Below are 23178 nucleotides of genomic sequence, written 5' to 3'. Positions count from 1 at the left end.
TGAATACATATTTTTTCAATTAAAGATAAACTAAGGAGTTATATTACATTATGAAAAAGAGATTACTACTAAGTACATTTTTAGCATCGACATTAATTCTTACAGGTTGCGCGTCCGATCAATCTGATAACGAAGATCATCATACAAGTACTGGCATCCATGCACCTAAAAGCGCTAAAAAATTAGAAACAAAAGATATCTTTAACTCAGATAAGAAAAATAGTGATATTAGTGATGCAGAGATGAAGCAAGCTATAGAAAAGTATTTGTCTGTAAATAGCGATATACTTGATAACAAATATATTATGCAACATAAACTAGATAAACAAATTGACAGTCAAACAAAAGTGACTGAAAAACAAGCAGAAACACTTAGCCACTTATCTAACTTAGCTGTTAAAAACGATTTGCATTTCAAGAAATTTGTCACTGAAAACAATATTCCTAAAGAATATAAGAAACCCGTTGAATTAATGATGAATTACTTCAAAGCTTTAAATAGTACAATCGCCAATGTTGATGAAGATATTGAAAAGCTTAGCTATCAACCGCAAAATAAAATCAATGTTGTCGACGTGCCAACAAAATATGCCGGTGATGTTAATAAAAAGCAACAAGATAAAATTAAAGATTTCTTAAAATCTAAAGGTATCAAGAGTGATGTTATCGATAAATAACTGAAAGCCATCATTGCGAAATGTAACACATCATTACATGAGTTTTAATTCATGACAATTCTTTATCTTTAAAAGTGACTAATCAATTTAGCTAAAGTCATCATTTGGGCATCAAGCAGCATATTACTGTTTGATGCCTTTTTAATTGCCTTAAATTCTCTATCTATGCCAAAATTCCCATTAGTTGACGCATTTGACTATATACCTAACATATTCCATACTTATATTGACTCTATAAACAAAGGATGATCATGATGAAAGTTCGAATTACTTTTATTATTTTAGCAATTTTATCGACGATTGTTTGCTTGTTCTTAGCAGCAATGCATCCAACAGGACCAAACACAGTAACTTTTGAACAGCCATATTTATTCACCCTCAACATCATTATAATGGTATTAGTCGCATTACCTTCACTTGTTTTAGCTATATATGATTATATGAGTTTTAGAATTTCTTCTGCTATTTTACAATTTCTAGGGGCTATCTCTTGGTTCTTTTTATCATTGATATTATCGCTCACACAATTTACACCTTTTACATTAGCGTCATTTATAACTTCAATTATTTTGTTCACAAGCACAATTATCACATTAGCCATTGGTGGTAAGTCTGTTGAAAAGAATGATTCCCCTTAAATTCCAAATGAAAAAAAGGTTCTGAAGGCCGCTATAAAACACAGTTTTTCAGAACCTCTATACTTCTATTCAATGATATATGGTTTGCAATTTTCTACCTTTAAATCCACAGCTTCTGCCCTTGAAACTTTGTTAAAATAAACCATCAAACAACGAATGACAACTTGATGTGCAACAATGACAATATCATCTTTTTGTGTATCTTCATTGACAACATGATTCATAAAATGTTCTACGCGTTGATATACATCTTCATAACTTTCTCCTTCAGGCGCTTTTTGTGAAAAACTATGACGAAAGTCTTTAAAGTTTGGATCATTGAAATATTTTTCATATTTCGGATTCGCACTGATTTCATCTTTATATTCACCCTCAAATACGCCAAGTGAACGTTCTCTTAATAGAGGGGTAGTCGTTGATGCAATGTCATATGGAAAAATATGTTCAAACGTTTGCTGTGTTCTTAATAAGTCTGAAACATATACATGTTTAATCTGTTTCTCTTTAAAATAATCACATAAATCGTCTGCACTTTTTGTGCCAGTATCCGTTAACGGCACATCTAATTGTCCACAAAAATAAGATCGAAAATGTTTATTATCATAATTCGATTTTGATTCGCCATGTCTAACTAAATAAATCGTCATAATATTACTCCTTACCTTATGTATTTCATATCTACCATAACACTTTGACTACTAATTCGATATCAATCTTAATATTCTATTCTAAAAAAAGAATTAATTCATATTTTAAATTAATGACTCTAAAAATAGTATTGTCTTTAATCAAGTGATGTGTTACTATATGGGTGTAGTTCTTAAATGACTACACAGTCTTTTATATTCATGAACATAATACTCCTGGATGGCGCAACCCAACGTCATCCTTTTTTTATTTGTCAAATACTCGCTTTTTTATTTCCAAAATTTCCTCATATTAATTTATTACTTTTTAATCCTATCTTATCTACATTTTCAAATATTATAATACATATTGACCATTTTCACGCAAATAAAAAAGATGACAACTGAATGCCATCTTTATTTCAATTTCCAATTGAATTTTTTTATTATTTACGCATAGCTCTTAAAATTAACGTTACGATTGCAATTAAGATAATTGAACCAATTAATGCTGGCAAGATGTAAATACTTCCTAATTCAGGACCCCATTGTCCGAATAGTTTGCCACCTACCCATGATCCAATAATACCTGCGATAATATTGCCTAAAATACCACCTGGGATATCTTTACCCATAATAGCACCAGCAGCCCATCCAATTAAGCCACCGACAATTAACATTCCAATAAATCCAAACATAATTTTCAGTCTCCTTTTTCTATTTATTTTGCGTTATTCTAAGTAGTACCCCTTATTTACAATTCTAAAACAAATTCAAATTATTTTTATCCAAATATTTTTAAAAGTAGTAATTGAATATCAATTTTATTCAATGTAGCTATCGTTATTTAAAGTCTCTGTACCGATAATATCATATACATTTACATTATTTTTTCTGCCGAATTCATAGCTTGATTATTTTATGTTATAGGACTAGAATATACACATATTATTAGAGCATCTTTGAATTTTAAATCAAGAAGCGAGGTTAATGAACAATGAATATGCATATTTTATATAACTTACGAACTAAACATAATTTAGAAATTGACGAATTAGCACAGCAATTAAATGAGAAATATGGTACTAAATATGAAGCACATCAAATTTGGGAATGGGAGAATCATCACCATGAACCTAAATTTAAAGATGCCATGCATTTAGCTGACTTCTTTGATGCACCATATGAAATGTTTTTAGAAAGTAAGGTTAAAGAATATCAGAAACATTTAGAAGAAGTCGATATTCGCATGGATAAATAGATGCAAATAAACCCTCACAACACGTTTGGCATATATCCTTTCAAATCTATACTGGATATATTACATTACGTTGTGAGGGTATTTTATTAATTAATATGAATTAAGACATTTTACAAGCGTTAATGCAACGAATCTTTTTAGTGATCTTGCTCACTCTTTAATACTTTACCGTTCTTAGCATCAACAGTAACTTCTTGTTTTTTATTACCTTTTTTCAAATCGATATTGTAAACAAGTTTGCCATCATCTTTTTCAAGTGACCATTCTTTAATATCACCATCAAATTCTTTTTGTCCTTCTTTAATGGCTTTTTTGTAATCTATAGCATCGCTATATTTAAAGTTATCATTTTCATTCATTGTATCTTCTTTTTCAGTCTTTTTGTTAATCACTTTTTTATTTTTATCAGCAACAAGTACTTCTGACTCTTCACCAGATTTTTGTTGCGTCACTTTATAAGCCCATTCACCATTAGAATTTTCAAATGAAATTCCTTTCAACTTTTGGCCTTTGTAAGTTTCTTCAGCTTTTTTCACAGCATCTTCTGGGCTTGTTTTAACATCTTTTAAAGCAATAACATCTTTTGTTGTATTAGTGTCTTGATTAGTATTTGACTCTGTTGATTTTGTTTCATCTTTTGGAGTATCATTGCCACATGCAGTAAGCACCACCGCTGACATTGATAACACTGCTAATGATTTTAATTTCATAATATCACTCTCTCTTCCTATTTTTGAAACTCATAACAAAAGCTTATATGCTATATAGATTGTATTACCCCTTGTTTTTAATTTTATTCATAATTATTACAAATATTTTTAAATTAATCGTCATGCGTTACTTTCGTTCGTACTCCTTTTATAAATGAACCATGTAATATAAGCATGCTATTATCGACTCAGTTTGTCTAATGCTTTCTTTGGTACTTCTTCCTTTTCAACTTCTTCAAAAGTTTCTACATGATGACCTTTATGTGTAATTTTCAAGTATCTATGCGGTTTAACATCAAATGTAGCAGTATACATTAATTGCGTCTCTTTCCCTTCTTTATTAAAAACACTTTGACTATAACTTCGGAGTTGATCATCCATTCTAGTAGACACCTCTGTCGTTTTAACATAAGAATCATCCTTCTTTACTAATGGGTTAAATTGATCTGTTATACCATGGGAGTCTATTGTTTTTAAAATGAATAAAGCAGCATAAGCGCCAATGATAGTAAGTACAAGATATGTTATTGTTTTTAAAATCGTTTTCAAAAGATCACCTCTGACAAAATATAAAATAGGATGTATCTGAAAACAACTTACATAATTGTAATTAAAGTGTAAGTATTAGGAGAAAATGATGGTATTTGAATCTGAAAGATACGAATCGTTTTTAAACTAAGTTATTTTATAGAGACTTTATTATGAAATTGAAAGAAGTTAATTTTAAGGTTGTCGAATGTAAAAACATATTGATTAACCATAAAAGAGAAATTATTTTTGTAGATTTCGGCATAAACGTCATTAAAGAATTTTCTATATGATGGTGCTAATCATAACAAAGAAAGCTAGGCACCTTTAGATACCTAACTTTCAAAGTATTAGCGATAAAACACTATATATACTAATTTAGCTTAATTTCAAACTTGTTCAATGTCATTAACACTTTTCACAAGTTTGAAAGTTACATTTTTTATATCGGCTGTATTAATTTTTACATTTTCCCTATCTTTTTGTAGCTCTTTATGCGACTCTAATGTATATTTACCACCATCTTTTGTATTTATGACGATGTTACCTTTAGGCAAATGTTCTCCCATATACAAGCCATAGGAAATATGAGCAAATCTTATGATATGATCCAATTCTTTTAAAGTGACAACTTCTTTATTAAGAGTAATATTCCTCTTAGGTGTATACACTCTGCCAGCAACTGTGTATGTTCCTTCTAAATGTATACGAACTTGGTTTTCATTTAAAGGTCTCTCTGAATAAACCCAATTCCTAGATTTATTAGATTTTCCATTTATTGTATCCTTGCTGTATCTATCGTAAAGTTTTTTAACCAAAGCTTTTTCTGAATTATTTGGTACTTCTTCAACTTTTTGTAATTGTTTATCTTGTACACTTGAGGAATTTTGTGTTGACGCGTCTGCTTTTGGATATATTCCAAATGTTCCCCCATAGATGATACCTAGCGATAGAATAGATTTTAATACGATTGAATTTTTTGAGTCATATTTTTTGAACATATTTAATTACCTCCTTGATGTAAAGCTTTATTTGCTACAATTATAAAAATAATAGACGTGTTCATGAATTAAATTCATCTTAACTCTTGATTAACTTTAATTTGCTACCACTCTGAATTTAATAACTATAAATCGTCTACACATAATTGGACAAAATCTAAGAGAATAAAATTTGTTAATTTAAAATAGCAAGCAATTCAAAGTTATATGTGTAATAGATAAAATAGATATCCCTATAGTGATGCGTTACTAGCTAAACATAATAACACATTAGAAGATAATGAAGTTAAGGAGTTACTGGATTGTTTCGACTATGTAATTAAGTATAAAAATATCCAACGACAAAACGTAATTATAAAATGGTAAAAGCTATGGTACAGTTTCAAATTGCTAATGACATGCGTATCGGTGAGCTACTTGCAATAAAGAGAGTAAATATAAACTATGAAGATAAAACGCTAGATATCGACGGTAAAGTTAATTGGATAACTGAAAAAAGACGGGAGCATTCGGAGTAAAGGAGACAACTGAAAGAAGTAATAGCTATAAGGCCACAGGGCTCACTACCCAAAGCATCGACTTACTAAGAACACTTATGCTTGGAATGATAAGTTTATTGATAGAGAGTACATATTCACAAATACGTCTGGTAGCCCTATCGACTCGAACAAAATTAGCCACATTATTAAAGGGGGGCGCTGATATTAGTTCTATTAAGAAACCTATAACGACGCATACATTACATCATTCGCATATATCTACACTTGCTCAATTAGGAATTAACTTAAAAGCAATGCAAGAGCATGTAGGTCATTCAGATTATAAAAAAAATCTAGAGATATACACACATGTTACTAATCAGATGGCGAAAGATATGATGAATAAATTTGAACGATTGGGGAGTTAAAATTGGAAAAAGATGATACACTAGCAGAAATTAAGCCTATGCTCAATTTTGATGAGCAAATAGCAAAATTAAAACAGATGAATATATTTTTTAATATTATTGACACCGAAAAAGCAAATGAAATTCTTAGAAAAAATAATTACTTCTTCAAACTAGCTTATTTCCGAAAAAATTTCGAAAAAAAGAATGGCGGCTATTTCATAGAATTTGCTTATTTATCAGATTTAGCAACTATAGATATGAAATTAAGATACACAATGTTGCATTTAACTTTAGATATTGAACATAGTTTAAAGTATCTAGTCTTAAAACTAATAACAGAAAATAACCAAGAAGATGGTTATAAAATAATAGATGAGTTCTTATGTATTGATAAATCATATAGCAATTCAAATTTTGACACAAATTCAAGAACACCAGAAGAAGTTATGGAAACCAAAATCAAAAATAAAAACGAAATATTCAAGCATATGAATAAACGAGGACAACTACCCGAGAAGTTGAATAAATACTATCAAAATCCACCCGCATGGGTTTGCATTGAATTCATGCAACTAGGTCAATTCGTTTCGTTTCTCAACTTCTATTACAAGAAGTACAATGACGAAGAATTGAGAGTTGCTAATATTTTAATGCCTTTAGTTAAAAATATAAGAAACAAATCAGCTCATAACCAACCCATCATAGCAAATCTAAATTATGACAGTAGATTACCTCAATATTTATTTGAAAAAGGGAATAATATAGGCATATCTAGAAACATGTTCGGAATAAAAAATTTCATAGATACTTTCGCTACGCTAGAATTACATAATCAAGTTTGTAGTAATGCAATTATCCAAGCAAGATATCACGATTTGGACCAACTTCAAAAGCGATATAAAAGAAACGAAAGCTATTATAATAATGCATTAGCTATCAAAAGATTTTTTATAGCTTTAGATAAAATTATTGACTTCAACAGACCAAAAGTATAAACTATCTAGTGAGGAAAGAGACTTATAGGTCTCGCGAGTTATTTTAATTCGTATGCAAGAAAAAGAAGAGCTATGCATTTTATTTAAAATGCGTAGTTCTTTTTTTATGCATCTAAATTCATATTATTTTTGCAATATAAACATATCTTTGTGCAAATTCCGAACACAAAACATTCACATCATCCTTTTTTGCCCTTTTTCTATACCCCAAAACACAAAAAGCCCCGTAAGCCTATGCCTACGGGGTTTGACAATAAATTATATATTATTGTTCTTCTTTAACATATGGTAATAATGCCATATGACGAGAACGTTTGATAGCTGTAGTCAACATACGTTGATATTTAGCTGAAGTACCAGTTACACGACGTGGTAAAATTTTACCGCGTTCTGAGATAAAACGTTTTAATAATTCAGTGTCTTTGTAGTCGATATGTGTAATACCATTTGCTGTGAAATAGCATACTTTTTTACGACGACGTCCGCCTCTTCTTGGTCCACCTGCCATGATTGTGTGCCTCCTTTGATAATTTTTTCGCTTTAATTTCGTTAATTTTTATTAGAATGGTAAGTCATCATCACTTATATCAATCGGTCCGTTTGCATTTGCAAATGGATTATCAGATTGTTTCGTGTTTGATGAATTATTGTACGAATTGTTTTGTCCTGATTGTTGACCACCGAATCCTTGACCGTAATCTTGGAATTCATTTTGTTGACGTTGGCCACCATTTTGTTGCGCATTTTTAGGTTCAAGGAATTGAACGCTATCACACACAACTTCAGTAACAAACACACGACGACCTTCTTGATTTTCATAATTACGGGATTGTAAGCGACCATCTACACCAGCTAAACTACCTTTAGATAAATAGTTATTTACATTATCTGCTTGTCTTCTAAAAACAACACAGTTAATAAAATCTGCTTCGCGCTCCCCTTGAGCATTCGTGAACGTACGATTTACTGCAAGAGTGAATGTCGCTACACTCACACCTGAGGGAGTGGTTCTGTATTCCGGATCTTTCGTTAAACGACCTACTAATACAACTCTATTTAGCATTTAAACGCCCCCTCTAATTATTACTTGTCTTCGTCTTCACGAATAACCATGTAACGAATGATATCGTCACTGATTTTAGCTAGACGTTGGAATTCGTCAGTAGCTTTGTTGTTATCAGATTTAACACGTACGATGTTGTAGAAGCCATCTTTGAAATCATTGATTTCATAAGCTAGGCGACGTTTACCCCAGTCTTTTGCTTCTAAAACTTCTGCACCTTCAGTAGCTAAGATACCGTTGAAACGTTCAACTAACGCTTTTTTAGCATCTTCCTCAATGTTTGGGCGTACGATGTACATAACTTCATATGTTCTCATTTTATATTTGCACCTCCTTGTGGTCTATACGGCTTATCAATCTTAAAACAGATAAGCAAGGAATAATTTTCATTACTCACAATAAAGAATTATATCATGCGCCATTACTTTTTACAATAATAATTCAAACTACTCTTCATATCATTTTTGATATTAATTCATTTGAAACTTTCTATGATATTTTTAAAAATACACTTCACAAAAGCGAACATATGTTCTATAATAGTTGTGAGGTGGTAAGGAATGAATTTAAATATTGATTGGTCTAAAGATTTTCAAGAATTCCAAGAGATACTTAATAGTGGTATTCATCCTGAATGGCTTTATTGTGCAAAGGCTAATCTTGTTTTAGAGCCTGCTTATACTGGCGAAGGCAAACAATTTTTCAGCACTCAAGATATTATTAACGCGAGTAAAATTATTCCATTCTTTTAATAAATTATACGCATAATTAAAAGAGGCGAACAATTGATTCCGCCTCTTCTACATATATACTATTTAATTAACTTCACTCTATCGTTTATACATTAAATCTGAAATGAACGATATCGCCATCTTGCATAATATATTCTTTACCTTCTAATCGTTGTCTGCCCGCTTCTTTAGCGCCACTTTCGCCACCATATTGTACATAGTCGTCATAACTTGTTACTTCGGCACGGATAAATCCACGTTCAAAATCAGTATGAATGATACCAGCACATTGAGGTGCAGTCATACCTTGTTTAAATGTCCAAGCACGTACTTCTTGCACACCAGCAGTAAAATATGTTGATAATCCTAATAATTCATAAGTTGTTCTAATTAATCGATCTAATCCTGGTTCTTCGATACCTAAATCTTCTAAGAACATTTCTTTATCTTCATCATCTAATGTAGCAATTTCTTCTTCAATTTTTGCACTAATAACAATCACTTCAGAGTCTTCTTGCGCTGCATATTCACGAATCGCTTTTACTTTATCATTATCATCATCACCAATTTCATCTTCACCAACATTAGCGATATAAAGCATTTTTTTAGAAGTCAGTAATTGCGCTTGATTCACCCATTTTTGATCTTCTTCATTAAAGTCAATACTACGAGCGGGTTTACCATTTTCTAAAGCTTCTTTAATAGTTGTTAAAATACGTACTTCCATTTCAGCAGTCTTATCTTTTTGACGTGCTAATTTTTCAATTCTAGGCAAACGTTTCTCAACAGATTCTAAGTCCGCTAGTACTAATTCCATATTAATAACTTCAATATCATCAATAGGGTCTACTCGACCAGCAACATGAGTTACGTTATCATCATCAAATGCACGAACGACCTGACAAATCGCATCTACTTCTCTAATATGTGATAAGAATTTATTACCTAACCCTTCTCCCTTTGAAGCACCTTTCACAATACCAGCGATATCTGTAAATTCAAATGTAGTCGGCAATGTCTTTTTAGGTTGAACCATTTCTTCTAATTTAAGTAATCTAGCATCTGGCACTTCTACTATCCCTACATTAGGATCAATCGTAGCGAATGGATAGTTCGCTGCTAAAGCACCTGCTTTTGTTATTGCATTAAATAATGTTGATTTACCAACGTTTGGCAATCCAACGATACCTGCTGTTAAAGCCATTAATCATTCTCCTATCTTTGTGTATCATCATGAGATTCGATGATTTTTTTAAGTTTTTTATCAAACGTTTGACGTGGAATCATAATACTTCTTTGACAATTTTCACATTTAATTCTTATGTCTGCACCCATTCTAATAATCTTAAAACGGTTTGTTCCACACGCATGTTGTTTTTTCATTTCTACTATATCATTTATTCCATATTTTGACGCCATTAAATATGACCTCCATGTATTATAAACTACTAAACACCGTTTTCACTATGATTATAAGCAGTCATAATTGGTTGAGGTGTTTTAATACCTTCTTGTAAAAACATTTTTTGTACTTCTTTGCGAATAATTCGAGCTCCAGCAAATCCTTCACCTGGAATTGTTTCTGCAGATATTCTCAATATTACTCTTGTATCTTCAATAGCATCAATACCAATAACAACCGGATCACTAACAAATAAGTAATATTTACTACGTAAAGAAGTAAATAGTTTGTTTAGTTTTTTATCAACATTATCAATGTTTTCTTCGACAGACACTGGAATTTTAACGATAGCTGTACCATTTGTAATTGAGTAGTTCGTTATTTCACCCATACTACTATTTGGTAAAATTGTTAATTCTCCTGAAATTGTATTGATTCGTGTTGAACGAAGTCCAATTGATTTAACTGTTCCCTCTGCTACAGTTGTACCACCGTTATTTATCTTAACATAATCACCTACATCAAATTGGCTTTCAAATATAATAAAGAATCCTGTAATTACGTCTTTAACTATAGTTTGAGCACCAAAACCTACTGCTAAGCCTACGACACCAGCACTGGCAATTACCCCTTCAACACTAATGCCAAATTTACTTAAAATCGTCGTAATAACTATAAACCAAACGATATACTTCACTACATTTTGAACAAGAGATATTAAAGTTTTAGAGCGCTTTTTGTTACTCTTTTTACTTTTATTTTGAATCTTAAATCCCTGTTCAATCATTTTATTCAGTATTTTAATAACTATGAGGGCTACGATAATATAAATAACAATCATAGCGATTTTAGTTGCAATGTTTTCATATGTTTCTATTTTTGTTAATGGCTCAAATAGAGATGAAATAATATTCATGACTTGATTCATGATAAGCGTTACTCCCTTCTATATGATATATCAATATTGTATTCATATTTTTATATACTTCCAACCTACGAAAGTCTCAATATATCTAGAATCAAATGTTCACTGATTACAATTTATTTACACTTGCACAAAGAGTTATTATATAAAATTGTGTAACTATTTACCATACCTACGATTTAATTGTTCAATTATTCTCACAAAATCTTCTTGTGAATCAAACTCAAATGAGATTTTACCAACCGATTTTTTTATTGATATATCTACTTTGGTACCATACTGTTCTCGCAACTGTCGTTCTTGCTGCTTTATAAATTTAGGCTTAGTTATATCTACTTTGTCTGTTTCCGACTTTGACGAAACATTTTTTAATTCATTAACATGGTTTTCTAAATATCTGACACTCCACTTTTCTTTAACAACCCGTTTCGCTAACCTAAGCATTTGTTGTTCATCTTTAATTGCCAATAACGTTCGTCCATGTGCACTTGTCAGTCGCCCATCTTTTACCATGTCAGCAATCTTTTTCGGCAAATGTAATAACCTCAACATATTCGCTATATACGGGCGCGACTTACTCAATCGTTTCGCTACTTCTTGTTGTGTAATTTTCAAATCTGTCATCAAACGTTGATAACTTTCAGCTTCTTCAATCGCATTTAAGTCTTCTCGTTGTAAATTTTCGATGACCGCCAGTTCCATCATATCTTCATCTGTTAAATCTTTGATAATCGCTGATACGTATTTTAGACCAGCAATTTTCGAAGCTCTAAACCTTCTTTCACCAACTACAATGTAATAACCTTGAACTGTTTTTCTAAGCACAATTGGTTGCAAAATTCCATATTGCTTAATTGAATCTGCCAAATCATTTAAATGATTTTCATCGAAAGTTTTTCGGGGCTGATACGGATTCGGTTTGATATCCGATATATCTATTTGCTTAATTTGTTCATCTTTTGTTTTAGTAATACGTTGATCTTCACTTTTTGACAATTCACTCACATCACTTTTTATTTGATAACAACAGTTAAATATATTTTATGTATTCTAAATGAGTCAGACAACCATTAACCACACTTTATTTAAAAAATAATTCATTTTTCAACTTCAAGATACCAATTACAATTTCACAAACAAATTAACTTTTAAATCAAAATTTTCTGAATAATTGTTGACAAATCTTTTTTTACTCTGTAAGCTAATTAATATCTTATAACAGTTTAATGAAACGTAAACACAATAAAGAGGAAAGTAAAACACACCCTGCTTATACAGAGAGTCTTTAGTAGCTGAGAGAAGATTTTGAAAGCGTGTTTGAAAATGGCCTTGGAGTGTTGATGCCAATATGAGGTGTCTACGGGTTCGCCCGTTATAGCGATACAGTATTAACATTGATGTTAAATGGCGTACTGGATTCTTTACGCACGATTTTTTGTTAATAAGTATGGGATAGCACATTACTATATCCTTACTTACTGACTTTAATTGTGATAATTGTTCAGTAAGCATATTTACTTTTAATGCGTACTGAATAAGGTTATTTCAGCGATGGAATAACAAATAAAGGTGGTACCGCGAAACATAAGCTTTCGTCCTTTTTATCCGATTCATTCGGGTACGAAGGACGGAAGCTTTTTTTATTTTTTCTTATAGGAGGGTCTTAATATGAAGGATACACAGTTAGCCCAAATCACATTAACCGATGATTCAACCGGTGCTATAGCGAATCCAATCCATTTATCTACTGCCTACAAGCATCCAAAACTAGGACAATCGACAGGTTTTGATTATACACGTACTAAAAATCCTACACGCTCAACATTTGAAACCTGTTTTGCCAAACTTGAGCATGGTATTGCATCATTCGCTACATCAAGTGGAATGTCAGCCATTCAATTAATATGTAATCTATTTAAACCTCATGATGAAATTTTAGTTTCATTCGATTTATATGGTGGCACATTTAGATTATTTGAATTTTACGAGCAACAATACGATATCAAATTTAAGTACGTTGATTTTACAGATTATGAACAAGTTGAAAAAGAAATCACTGATAAAACAGTTGCATTATTCATTGAACCAATATCTAACCCACAAATGATTGCTATTGATGTAAAGCCATACTATCAACTTTGTAAAGCTAAAGGCTTATTGTCAATTATCGACAATACTTTTTTAACACCTTATCTTTCAACACCACTAGCAGAAGGTGCTGATATAGTCTTACATTCAGCCACGAAATATATTGGCGGACATAACGATGTACTAGCAGGTGTCGTAACCGTCAAAGATGAATCACTCGCGCAACAGTTGTTTGATTTTCACAACATGACTGGCGCAACACTTTCACCAATAGATAGTTATTTGTTGTTACGTGGACTTAAAACTTTGCATTTACGCATTGAGCGTGCGCAATCAAACGCTAGAAAACTTGCTAAAAAATGTCAGTCACTTCAAGCAATTGACGAAGTACTATATAGCGGGCAAACTGGCATGCTTAGTTTAAGACTTAACAAGGCCTATAGCGTCGCTAAATTATTAGAAAATTTAGACATTTGCATTTTTGCAGAAAGTTTAGGAGGTACTGAAACATTAGTGACCTTCCCTTACACCCAAACACATGTTGATATGCCAGATGCTGAAAAAGATAAACGTGGCATTGATGAGTATTTAATCCGCTTATCACTAGGTGTTGAAAATTATGAAGACATCGAACGCGATATCATCCAAGCATTAGATAAAGCTCAGATTGGAGAGATTGTATGACACTTTCAAAAGAGACAGAAGTGATATTCGATTGGCGTAGAGGTGTGGAATATCATTCAGCTAACCCACCACTCTATGATTCTTCAACATTCCATCAAACAAGTCTTGGTGGCGATGTTAAATATGATTATGCACGAAGTGGCAACCCTAACCGTGAACTTTTAGAAGAGAAGTTAGCACGATTAGAACAGGGAAAATTCGCTTTTGCTTTTGCATCAGGTATTGCTGCTATTTCAGCAGTACTTTTGACTTTCAAATCTGGTGATCATGTCATCTTACCCGATGATGTATATGGCGGTACTTTTCGCCTCACTGAGCAAATTTTGAATCGATTTAATATTGAATTTACAACCGTAGATACTACAAAGCTCGAACAAATCGAGGGTGCCATTCAATCAAACACAAAATTAATTTATATCGAAACACCATCGAATCCCTGTTTTAAAATTACTGATATCAAAGCTGTTTCTAAAATAGCCGAAAAGCATGAACTACTGGTAGCTGTGGACAATACATTTATGACACCGTTAGGTCAATCACCTTTATTACTTGGCGCTGATATTGTCATTCATAGTGCTACAAAATTTTTAAGTGGACATAGCGATTTAATTGCTGGTGCTGTCATAACTAATAATGAGGCAATTAGTGACGCTCTTTATTTAATACAAAATGGTACAGGCAATATGTTATCTGCTCAGGATAGCTGGACACTTGCTAAACATTTAAAAACTTTTCCAATCAGATTTAAACAATCTGTCGAAAACGCTCAAAAAATCGTGTCATTTTTAATAAAGCAAGATGAAATTTCAGAAGTTTATTATCCGGGACTCACTACTGCTCATTTAGAACAAGCTAAAAATGGCGGTGCCGTTATTGGCTTTCGTTTAGCTGATGAGTCTAAAGCACAACAATTTGTCGATGCACTGACATTACCACTCGTTTCAGTGAGTCTGGGCGGTGTTGAAACGATCCTTTCACATCCAGCAACAATGTCTCACGCTGCACTACCTGAAGAAGTGAGACAAGAACGTGGTATCACTTTCGGTCTATTCCGATTAAGTGTTGGTCTCGAAGATCCTGATGAACTCATTGCAGACATCAAATACGCATTAAAGGAGGCATTCAATGAGTCAATTCCTCACACAATTGAAAGATAATGTTTTAGTAGCTGATGGCGCTATAGGAACCATTTTATACTCTGAAGGATTAGACACCTGTCCAGAAGCATATAATCTTAGCCATCCAGATAAAGTTGAACGCATCCATCGTTCATATATTGAAGCCGGTGCTGATGTCATTCAAACCAATACTTATGGTGCAAATTTTGAAAAGTTAAAACGATTCGGTCTTGAAGATAAAGTTAAAGCAATACATCAAGCCGCCGTTCGCATCGCAAAAAAAGCAGCAAATAAAGATACGTATATATTAGGCACAGTTGGTGGGTTTAGAGGTATCAAACAAGAGGATATCAGCTTACAAACTATTCTTTATCATACTGAAATTCAAATAGACACCTTAATTGAAGAAGGCGTTGACGCGCTACTTTTCGAAACGTATTACGACCTAGAAGAGTTAACAAATGTCATTTCACGAACGAGAAAGAAATACGACATTCCAATCATTGCTCAATTAACCGCTTCAAACACAAATTACTTAGTTAATGGTCAGGCAATCAATGAAGGATTAAAACAACTCGTTCAATGTGGTGCAAACATCGTGGGACTCAATTGTCATCATGGCCCGCACCATATGCAAGAGTCTTTCACACATATTGAATTACCAGAGCACGCATTCTTATCTTGTTATCCAAATGCCAGCTTATTAGATATTGAAAATAGTGAATTTAAGTATAGTGACAATGCACAATATTTCGGTCAAGTTGCTCAAAATCTAATTCGCGAAGGTGTTCGTTTAATTGGTGGTTGCTGTGGTACAACGCCAGAGCACATCAAATTTATTAAAGAATCTATTCAGACACTTAAACCTGTTAATGACAAAAAAGTGATTCCGATACCAACGAAAGCACTTTTCAATCCATCTCAAAATAAAGTTAGACAATCATTAACATCTAAGGTTCAAGAACGTCCAACCGTTATTATCGAATTGGATACACCGAAACATTTAGACACGGATAGATTTTTTGAAAATATCGCTAAACTTGATAAAGCTAATGTAGATGCGGTAACACTCGCAGATAATTCATTGGCAACTGTCAGAATTAGCAATATTGCTGCTGCTAGCTTAATTAAGCAATATTACAATATTGAACCACTCGTACATATTACATGTCGAGACCGAAACTTAATCGGCTTGCAGTCCCATTTACTTGGATTATCGCTCATTGGCGTTAACGAAATATTAGCCATAACTGGTGATCCTTCAAAAGTTGGTCACTTACCAGGTGCAACCAATGTCTATGATGTTAATTCTAAAGGATTAACTGAACTCGCTCTAAGATTTAATCAAGGTATTAACACTGACGGTGATGCGCTGAAGAAACGTACACACTTCAACATCGCTGGCGCCTTTAACCCTAATGTTCGTAAATTATATGGTGCCGTCAAAAGATTAGAGAAAAAGATAGAAAGCGGAATGTCTTATTTTATAACACAACCCGTGTACAGCAAAGAGAAAATCATTGAAATTTACCATGCCACTAAGCACTTGAACAAACCATTTTTCATAGGCATTATGCCTATCGCAAGTTACAAAAACGCACTCTTTTTGCATAATGAAGTGCCAGGAATCAAGATGTCAGATGAAATTTTACAACAATTTGAAGCAGTTAAAGATGATAAAGCCAAAACACGAGAACTAAGTCTTAAGCTTTCAAAGGATTTAATCGATACTGTTCATGAATATTTTAATGGTTTATACATTATCACACCGTTTCAAAATGTCGAAGATTCATTAGAACTTGCAGCATACTCAAAATCTATTACTGCTCACAAGGAGGCAATATTATGACAACAATTAAAACATCAAACTTAGGATTCCCAAGATTAGGTAGAAAAAGAGAATGGAAAAAAGCCATCGAAAGTTATTGGGCAAAGAAGATTTCTAAAGAAGAATTAGATCAAACATTAACTGATCTACATAAAGAAAATTTATTATTACAAAAGTACTATCACTTAGATAGCATCCCAGTTGGTGATTTCTCTTTATATGACCATATATTAGATACGTCATTATTATTCAACATCATCCCTGAACGTTTCCAAGGAAGAACTATTGATGATGATTTATTATTTGATATTGCTCGCGGTAATAAAGACCATGTTGCAAGTGCACTTATAAAATGGTTTAACACTAACTATCATTACATCGTACCTGAATGGGACAATGTTGAGCCTAAAGTGAGTCGCAATGTATTATTAGATCGCTTTAAATATGCCCAATCTTTAAACGTTAACGCTCACCCTGTCATTGTTGGTCCGATTACTTTTGTTAAATTATCAAAAGGCGGTCACCAAACTTTTGAAGAAAAAGTTAAAACGTTATTACCACTTTATAAAGAAGTGTTTGAATCATTAATTGATGCAGGTGCTGAGTACATTCAAGTTGATGAGCCAATCTTAGTTACAGACGACAGCGAAAGCTATGAAAATATTACACGTGAAGCTTATGACTATTTCGAAAAAGCTGGTGTTGCTAAAAAATTAGTCATTCAAACATACTTTGAACGTGCACATCTTAAATTCTTAAGTTCTTTACCTGTTGGTGGTATAGGTTTAGACTTTGTCCATGATAATGGCTATAACCTTAAACAAATTGAAGCTGGAGATTTTGATAAATCAAAAACATTATACGCTGGAATTATTGATGGTCGTAATGTATGGGCAAGTGACATTGAAGCTAAAAAAGTCTTAATCGATAAATTGTTAGCACACACTAATGAACTTGTCATTCAACCATCATCTTCATTATTACATGTTCCAGTATCTTTAGATGATGAAACATTAGATACAAGTGTTGGCGAAGGCTTAAGCTTTGCAACTGAAAAATTAGACGAATTAGATGCATTGCGTCGCCTATTTAATCAAAACGATAGTGTTAAATATGATAAATTAAAAGCACGTTATGAGCGTTTCCAAAATCAATCATTCAAAAACTTAGATTATGATTTCGAAAGCGTGCGTACTTCAAGACAATCACCATTCGCGCAACGTATTGAACAACAACAAAAACGTTTGAACTTACCGGATTTACCAACAACAACTATTGGATCATTCCCACAAAGCCGAGAAGTTCGAAAATACCGTGCAGATTGGAAGAACAAACGCATTACAGACGAAGCATATGAAACATTCTTAAAAAATGAAATTGCTCGATGGATTAAAATTCAAGAAGACATTGGCTTAGATGTATTAGTTCACGGTGAATTTGAACGTAATGACATGGTTGAATTCTTCGGAGAAAAATTACAAGGTTTCTTAGTAACTAAATTCGGTTGGGTGCAATCATATGGTTCACGTGCCGTAAAACCACCAATCATTTATGGTGATGTAAAATGGACAGCGCCTTTAACTGTTGATGAAACAGTTTATGCACAAAGCTTAACAGATAAACCAGTTAAAGGTATGTTAACTGGACCTGTAACAATTCTAAACTGGTCATTTGAACGTGTTGATTTACCACGTAAAGTCGTTCAAGATCAAATTGCTTTAGCAATCAACGAAGAAGTATTAGCACTTGAAGCTGCAGGAATCAAAGTTATCCAAGTTGACGAACCTGCATTACGTGAAGGCTTACCATTACGCTCTGAATATCACGAACAATATCTTAAAGATGCTGTTTTATCATTTAAACTTGCAACGTCTTCAGTTCGTGATGAAACTCAAATCCATACACATATGTGTTATTCTCAATTCGGTCAAATCATTCATGCTATTCATGACTTAGATGCTGATGTTATTTCAATTGAAACATCTCGTAGCCATGGTGATTTAATTAAAGACTTTGAAGATATTAATTATGATTTAGGTATTGGTCTAGGTGTATATGATATTCATAGTCCACGTATTCCAACAAAAGAAGAAATTACTACAGCAATCAATCGTTCACTACAACAAATCGACCGCTCATTATTCTGGGTAAACCCTGACTGTGGTTTAAAAACGCGAAAAGAAGAAGAAGTTAAAGATGCATTGACTGTGCTTGTGAATGCTGTTAAAGCTAAACGCCAAGAATAATCGCAGCATTTATCATATAATAAACTAAAAACGGGTGATTTTATGACACAATATCCTTTATGGCAACAATTAAATACTTTAAAACAAGCAACTTGGGTTGATTTAACGCATACATTTGATCCGGAAATACCACGTTTTAGTGAGTTTGAAAAAGGCGAAGTTTCAACTTTATTCACGGTTAAAGATCATGGTTTCTATGTGCAACGTTGGAATATTGTAACGCAATATGGTACTCACATTGATGCACCAATTCACTTTGTCGAGAATAAACGTTATTTAGAAGACATTGATTTAAAAGAATTGGTATTGCCGTTAATTGTATTAGACTTTTCAACAGAAGTAGCGAACAACAATGATTTCATCGTAACACGTGCGCATATAGAAGCATGGGAAAAAGAGCATGGTACTATTGAACCTGGCACTTTTGTTGCACTTCGTACCGATTGGTCAAAACGTTGGCCTAATATTGAAAAGTTTGAAAACAAAGATGCGAACGGACAACAACATGCACCGGGTTGGGGATTAGATGCTTTGAAGTACTTAATTGAAGAACGTCGTGTTGAAGCTGTTGGTCATGAAACATTCGATACCGATGCATCTGTGGACGTTGTAAAAAATGGTGATTTAGTTGGCGAACGTTATATTCTTGGTCAGGATAAATACCAAGTCGAGTTATTAACTAATTTAGATCAATTACCAACTCGTGGCGCCATCATTTACGCTATCAGCCCTAAACCAAAAGATGCACCTGGGTTCCCTGTTAGAGCATTTGCAATTAAACCATCAAATGACTAATATTACCCAATAAATCCATAAACAAATAAAAACAGGTTATGCCAACATGTAATTAATACTGTTGTGATAACCTGTTTTCTTATTATTTATACTTTGATACAACTGCAGCGATAGCTTGACCGCCACCAATACACAATGATGTTAAACCAGTTTCAACTTCATCATTCAGTTGATGCAATAATGTCACTAATACTCTAGCACCAGATGCACCAATAGGATGTCCTAATGCAATAGCGCCACCTTTAACATTCACCTTTTCAGGAGGTAATTTTAATTCACGATCAACAGCTAATGATTGTGCTGCAAATGCTTCATTTAATTCAAATACATCAATATCGCTTAATTCTTTTTTACTACGTTTCAAAGCCTTTTCTACAGCGCCAACTGGTGCAATACCCATAATAGAAGGATCTACACCATGACTTCCAAAGCCATCAAGCACTGCCAATGGTTCGATATTTAATTCTTTAGCTTTGTCTTCTGACATGACTAACATCATCGCAGCACCATCATTGATTCCTGATGCATTACCTGCTGTAACTGTACCGTCTTTTTTGAAAGCTGGTCTTAATCGACTTAATTTTTCGACTGATACATTTTCACGTACACCTTCATCCTTAGTGACTACGATTGGTTCACCTTTACGTTGAGGAATCGATACTGGAACTATTTCACTATCAAATTCACCATTTTGCTGTGCACGTACTGCTTTTTGTTGTGAGTTTACAGCAAATGTATCTTGTTCTTCTCTTGAAATACCATATTGCTCTACTAAATTTTCAGCAGTAATACCCATATGATATTGATTAAATACATCTGTTAAACCATCATATACCATGCTATCAACCATTGATTGATGTCCCATTTTAAAACCAAAGCGACTGTTGTTGACAAGCATTGGTGATTGAGACATATTCTCCATACCGCCAGCTAGCACGATGTCATTTTCACCAGTCACAATAGATTGATATGCTAATTGAATCGACTTTAACCCAGAACCACATACTTTATTCACCGTAAATGCAGGTACTGTTTCTGGCAAGCCACCTTTCATAGCAGCAATTCGTGCTGGATTTTGTCCTTGTCCTGCTTGTAGTACGTTACCGATGATAACTTCATCAATCTCACTTGGATTCAAACCCGTCTCTTTAATAATATGTTCTATTAAAGTCGCACCTAAATCATAGGCTGGCACGTCTTTAAACGCACCTCCAAAAACGCCAATAGGTGTCCTGTATGCTGCTGCTAATACGACTCTCGTCATGTCATATTCATCTCCTTATGATATATACAATTTTATTACTAATACGTCTAATGAACCAATACGCCACTAACATCCAATTTATGAAACCAATTGCTACGTATGTTACATTTTCATTCTTGTTATGCATTTAACAAATCATATTATACAATGATGTAATTTGTTTGGGCAATCGGAAACGTAAACGGTTTCACTTTAACATTTCACCCTCTTAAATATGCTCTATCATCCTCATCTATAGTACAAAATTATGCTTTGATTTACCACAAATTATCATTAATCATTTCGCGTAATGACTCTAATTAAATTCTATCTATCATTGCATCGCTATTCACAGCTGGTTTCACCATCAATTTCTCATCAATTTTTTATTACCATGACGTCTCCAGTCAAATATTAAATCGCTGATGATTGTTAATTCCGCAATTACCTTGCAGTCACCTCTCCTTCCACTTCATCGCCAAATCTGCCCCTATTCACTAGAAAAAATAAATAGTATACTTAGTAAATTAATTACACATCTTAAAGGAGTTAAAATTTTATGGTTAATGCATTAACACCAAAACATTTAGCTGAAAAGCGTGCAGGATTCCATGAGTTGTTCTTTGATTTAATTTTCGTCTATGCCATTCAAAAAATTGCACATGTGATTTTAACAACACAAAACGGTTCCATTTCAGCTGATTTATTTTTCAAATACATCGTCATGAGTTTGTTCTTATGGTTAATGTGGTCTCATCAAACATTTTTTACAAATCGATTTGGTCAAGTTACATTCAAAGACGTCTCGTTTATGATGTTTAATATGTTCATCATGGTCTTCCTATCTAACAGCCTATATCCGGACTTTGAAAAGACATTCTTCCCATTCTTCTTATGCGTGGCAATTATGTATTTAAGTATCGGATTACAGTATTTATTACATATACGTACAGGGTTAGATTATGGCGATAAGCGTACATGTCAAGCTTTTGCGAGCGTAGCCTTTGTGATTTCATTTTTATCATTTCTATCATTAGTACTACCACAAAGTATCCATTACATCCCTGGATTTTTAGGCGTATTCATTGCAGCGACAGGACTTATTCCATTTCAGAAATATCTTGTATTATCACCTGTTAATATGATGCATTTAGTAGAACGTTTTTCGTTACTAACAATTATTATCTTTGGCGAGGTACTGGTTGGTTTAGCTTCGTCATCATTTAGCATTGATCATTTTAGTTACATTTATATATTCCAATTTATGATTTTAATTAGTCTTTTCGGTGTATATTGGATCATTACTGAAAATTATATTAATCATAAATTAACATCTATCGGTTTCCGTTTATCGTATACGCATCTATTAATCAATATCGCTTTAGGTGTGATTAATGCTGCAATTGTTTTTAGTAATAACAATAAACTAAATGACTTGTTTGAAATTAATATGATGTATATCAGTGTTTTAATATTCTATATTGGATTATGGTTAATCACGCCTTATTTCCATAATGAACTGACAAACGCGAAGTATATTTCATATTCACTAGGTATACTCGTTATGTCTTATATTGTCAGCCTTTTATTTAAAGGTCACGACCATGTAATGATTATCTCAGTATCAGTTGCAACCTTCTGCATCATGCTGATTTATTTTAAAAATCAACGTCTACGTAATAAACATGAATAAATAGTATTTACCTCGGTCAAAGTATTTGAACTGAATC

25 protein-coding genes, 1 pseudogene and 1 other annotated feature are annotated in these 23178 nt (G+C 32.9%); of the genes and pseudogenes, 13 read left to right on the top strand and 13 right to left on the bottom strand.

Features of this window, described 5'->3' with window-relative positions:
• The first annotated feature begins 50 nt into the window (after positions 1–50).
• On the top strand, positions 51–677 hold the full coding sequence (locus JG553_RS12595) for an NDxxF motif lipoprotein (protein WP_000746687.1): 627 nt from the start codon (positions 51–53) through the stop codon (positions 675–677).
• 254 nt (positions 678–931) lie between these two features.
• A complete protein-coding gene (locus tag JG553_RS12590; RefSeq protein WP_000868248.1) occupies positions 932–1315 on the top strand; it encodes a hypothetical protein in 384 nt (127 codons plus the stop codon).
• Between the two features lie 65 nt (positions 1316–1380).
• Here the strand turns inward: JG553_RS12590 and JG553_RS12585 are convergent, their stop codons facing one another.
• Positions 1381–1962: a histidine phosphatase family protein gene (locus JG553_RS12585; protein WP_000158374.1), complete on the bottom strand. Its 582-nt coding sequence runs from the start codon at positions 1960–1962 to the stop codon at positions 1381–1383.
• A 177-nt stretch (positions 1963–2139) separates the two neighbouring features.
• Here JG553_RS12585 and JG553_RS12580 point away from each other — a divergent pair, with 177 nt between their 5' ends.
• Entirely contained in the window at positions 2140–2349 is a 210-nt protein-coding gene (locus JG553_RS12580; protein WP_000211676.1) for a hypothetical protein, read from the top strand.
• A gap of 38 nt (positions 2350–2387) precedes the next feature.
• Here the strand turns inward: JG553_RS12580 and JG553_RS12575 are convergent, their stop codons facing one another.
• Entirely contained in the window at positions 2388–2639 is a 252-nt protein-coding gene (locus JG553_RS12575) for a GlsB/YeaQ/YmgE family stress response membrane protein (protein WP_000466748.1), read from the bottom strand.
• A gap of 299 nt (positions 2640–2938) precedes the next feature.
• On the opposite strand from JG553_RS12575, the gene JG553_RS12570 reads away from it, so the two are divergent.
• The gene (locus JG553_RS12570; RefSeq protein ID WP_001055897.1) at positions 2939–3202 is read left to right on the top strand and encodes a helix-turn-helix domain-containing protein; all 264 of its coding nucleotides are present in this window, start codon (positions 2939–2941) and stop codon (positions 3200–3202) included.
• Between the two features lie 137 nt (positions 3203–3339).
• On the opposite strand, the gene JG553_RS12565 is transcribed toward JG553_RS12570, so the two are convergent.
• The 3 genes from JG553_RS12565 to selX form a co-directional block, all read right to left on the bottom strand.
• Positions 3340–3912: a PepSY domain-containing protein gene (locus JG553_RS12565; protein WP_000769720.1), complete on the bottom strand. Its 573-nt coding sequence runs from the start codon at positions 3910–3912 to the stop codon at positions 3340–3342.
• Positions 3913–4092: 180 nt separating this feature from the next.
• Positions 4093–4461, bottom strand: coding sequence for a YxeA family protein (locus JG553_RS12560; RefSeq protein WP_000849177.1), 369 nt, complete (start codon positions 4459–4461; stop codon positions 4093–4095).
• A 368-nt stretch (positions 4462–4829) separates the two neighbouring features.
• Complete coding sequence (gene selX, locus JG553_RS12555) at positions 4830–5441, bottom strand: staphylococcal enterotoxin-like toxin X (protein WP_000475326.1); 612 nt, start codon at positions 5439–5441, stop codon at positions 4830–4832.
• A gap of 205 nt (positions 5442–5646) precedes the next feature.
• Between selX and JG553_RS12550 the strand changes: the two are divergent.
• Both JG553_RS12550 and JG553_RS12545 read left to right on the top strand, forming a co-directional pair.
• A pseudogene (locus JG553_RS12550) lies at positions 5647–6348 on the top strand (tyrosine-type recombinase/integrase); the annotation flags it as partial.
• 38 nt (positions 6349–6386) lie between these two features.
• The gene (locus JG553_RS12545) at positions 6387–7325 is read left to right on the top strand and encodes an Abi family protein (protein WP_001822249.1); all 939 of its coding nucleotides are present in this window, start codon (positions 6387–6389) and stop codon (positions 7323–7325) included.
• A gap of 265 nt (positions 7326–7590) precedes the next feature.
• On the opposite strand, the gene rpsR is transcribed toward JG553_RS12545, so the two are convergent.
• From rpsR to rpsF, 3 genes are read right to left on the bottom strand one after another with little or no spacing between them, the layout of a single operon-like run.
• The gene (gene rpsR / locus JG553_RS12540) at positions 7591–7833 is read right to left on the bottom strand and encodes a 30S ribosomal protein S18 (protein ID WP_000897044.1); all 243 of its coding nucleotides are present in this window, start codon (positions 7831–7833) and stop codon (positions 7591–7593) included.
• 51 nt (positions 7834–7884) lie between these two features.
• Positions 7885–8388 (bottom strand): single-stranded DNA-binding protein, encoded by a 504-nt coding sequence (gene ssb / locus JG553_RS12535; RefSeq protein ID WP_000934799.1) that lies wholly within the window; start codon positions 8386–8388, stop codon positions 7885–7887.
• A 20-nt stretch (positions 8389–8408) separates the two neighbouring features.
• A complete protein-coding gene (rpsF, locus tag JG553_RS12530) occupies positions 8409–8705 on the bottom strand; it encodes a 30S ribosomal protein S6 (RefSeq protein ID WP_001261460.1) in 297 nt (98 codons plus the stop codon).
• A gap of 243 nt (positions 8706–8948) precedes the next feature.
• On the opposite strand from rpsF, the gene JG553_RS12525 reads away from it, so the two are divergent.
• Complete coding sequence (locus JG553_RS12525) at positions 8949–9140, top strand: hypothetical protein (RefSeq protein WP_001052483.1); 192 nt, start codon at positions 8949–8951, stop codon at positions 9138–9140.
• Between the two features lie 85 nt (positions 9141–9225).
• Here the strand turns inward: JG553_RS12525 and ychF are convergent, their stop codons facing one another.
• The 4 genes from ychF to JG553_RS12505 form a co-directional block, all read right to left on the bottom strand.
• Positions 9226–10323, bottom strand: a complete 1098-nt coding sequence (gene ychF, locus JG553_RS12520; protein WP_001218732.1) for a redox-regulated ATPase YchF — start codon at positions 10321–10323, stop codon at positions 9226–9228.
• A gap of 11 nt (positions 10324–10334) precedes the next feature.
• The gene (locus tag JG553_RS12515; protein WP_000157345.1) at positions 10335–10538 is read right to left on the bottom strand and encodes a DUF951 domain-containing protein; all 204 of its coding nucleotides are present in this window, start codon (positions 10536–10538) and stop codon (positions 10335–10337) included.
• A gap of 29 nt (positions 10539–10567) precedes the next feature.
• Positions 10568–11449 (bottom strand): mechanosensitive ion channel family protein, encoded by an 882-nt coding sequence (locus JG553_RS12510; RefSeq protein WP_001077602.1) that lies wholly within the window; start codon positions 11447–11449, stop codon positions 10568–10570.
• A 156-nt stretch (positions 11450–11605) separates the two neighbouring features.
• Positions 11606–12451, bottom strand: coding sequence for a ParB/RepB/Spo0J family partition protein (locus JG553_RS12505; RefSeq protein ID WP_001550052.1), 846 nt, complete (start codon positions 12449–12451; stop codon positions 11606–11608).
• A 228-nt stretch (positions 12452–12679) separates the two neighbouring features.
• Positions 12680–13049, top strand: a binding site (T-box leader).
• Between the two features lie 65 nt (positions 13050–13114).
• On the opposite strand from JG553_RS12505, the gene JG553_RS12500 reads away from it, so the two are divergent.
• Genes JG553_RS12500 through JG553_RS12480 form a run of 5 tightly spaced genes read left to right on the top strand, consistent with a single transcriptional unit; the run spans position 13115 to position 20205 of the window.
• Positions 13115–14218, top strand: a complete 1104-nt coding sequence (locus tag JG553_RS12500) for a PLP-dependent transferase (protein ID WP_000655692.1) — start codon at positions 13115–13117, stop codon at positions 14216–14218.
• Entirely contained in the window at positions 14215–15375 is a 1161-nt protein-coding gene (gene metC, locus JG553_RS12495) for a cystathionine beta-lyase MetC (RefSeq protein WP_000175846.1), read from the top strand. Before JG553_RS12500 ends, metC begins: the two co-directional genes overlap by 4 nt.
• The gene (locus JG553_RS12490) at positions 15344–17185 is read left to right on the top strand and encodes a bifunctional homocysteine S-methyltransferase/methylenetetrahydrofolate reductase (protein WP_000077318.1); all 1842 of its coding nucleotides are present in this window, start codon (positions 15344–15346) and stop codon (positions 17183–17185) included. The genes metC and JG553_RS12490 overlap by 32 nt, the downstream gene beginning before the upstream one ends.
• Complete coding sequence (metE, locus tag JG553_RS12485; protein WP_000207614.1) at positions 17182–19410, top strand: 5-methyltetrahydropteroyltriglutamate--homocysteine S-methyltransferase; 2229 nt, start codon at positions 17182–17184, stop codon at positions 19408–19410. Before JG553_RS12490 ends, metE begins: the two co-directional genes overlap by 4 nt.
• 42 nt (positions 19411–19452) lie before the next feature.
• Complete coding sequence (locus tag JG553_RS12480) at positions 19453–20205, top strand: cyclase family protein (protein ID WP_000195907.1); 753 nt, start codon at positions 19453–19455, stop codon at positions 20203–20205.
• Positions 20206–20287: 82 nt separating this feature from the next.
• Here the strand turns inward: JG553_RS12480 and JG553_RS12475 are convergent, their stop codons facing one another.
• Positions 20288–21469: an acetyl-CoA C-acetyltransferase gene (locus JG553_RS12475; RefSeq protein WP_000199070.1), complete on the bottom strand. Its 1182-nt coding sequence runs from the start codon at positions 21467–21469 to the stop codon at positions 20288–20290.
• Between the two features lie 538 nt (positions 21470–22007).
• Here JG553_RS12475 and JG553_RS12470 point away from each other — a divergent pair.
• Entirely contained in the window at positions 22008–23141 is a 1134-nt protein-coding gene (locus tag JG553_RS12470; protein WP_000245685.1) for a low temperature requirement protein A, read from the top strand.
• Positions 23142–23178 lie beyond the last annotated feature (37 nt).

This window comes from Staphylococcus sp. T93 (assembly GCF_016743875.1).
Taxonomy (GTDB): Bacteria; Bacillota; Bacilli; order Staphylococcales; family Staphylococcaceae; genus Staphylococcus; species Staphylococcus aureus.
Note: the sequence above shows the minus strand (reverse complement) of the source record. Positions and strands in the feature narration are given on the sequence as shown.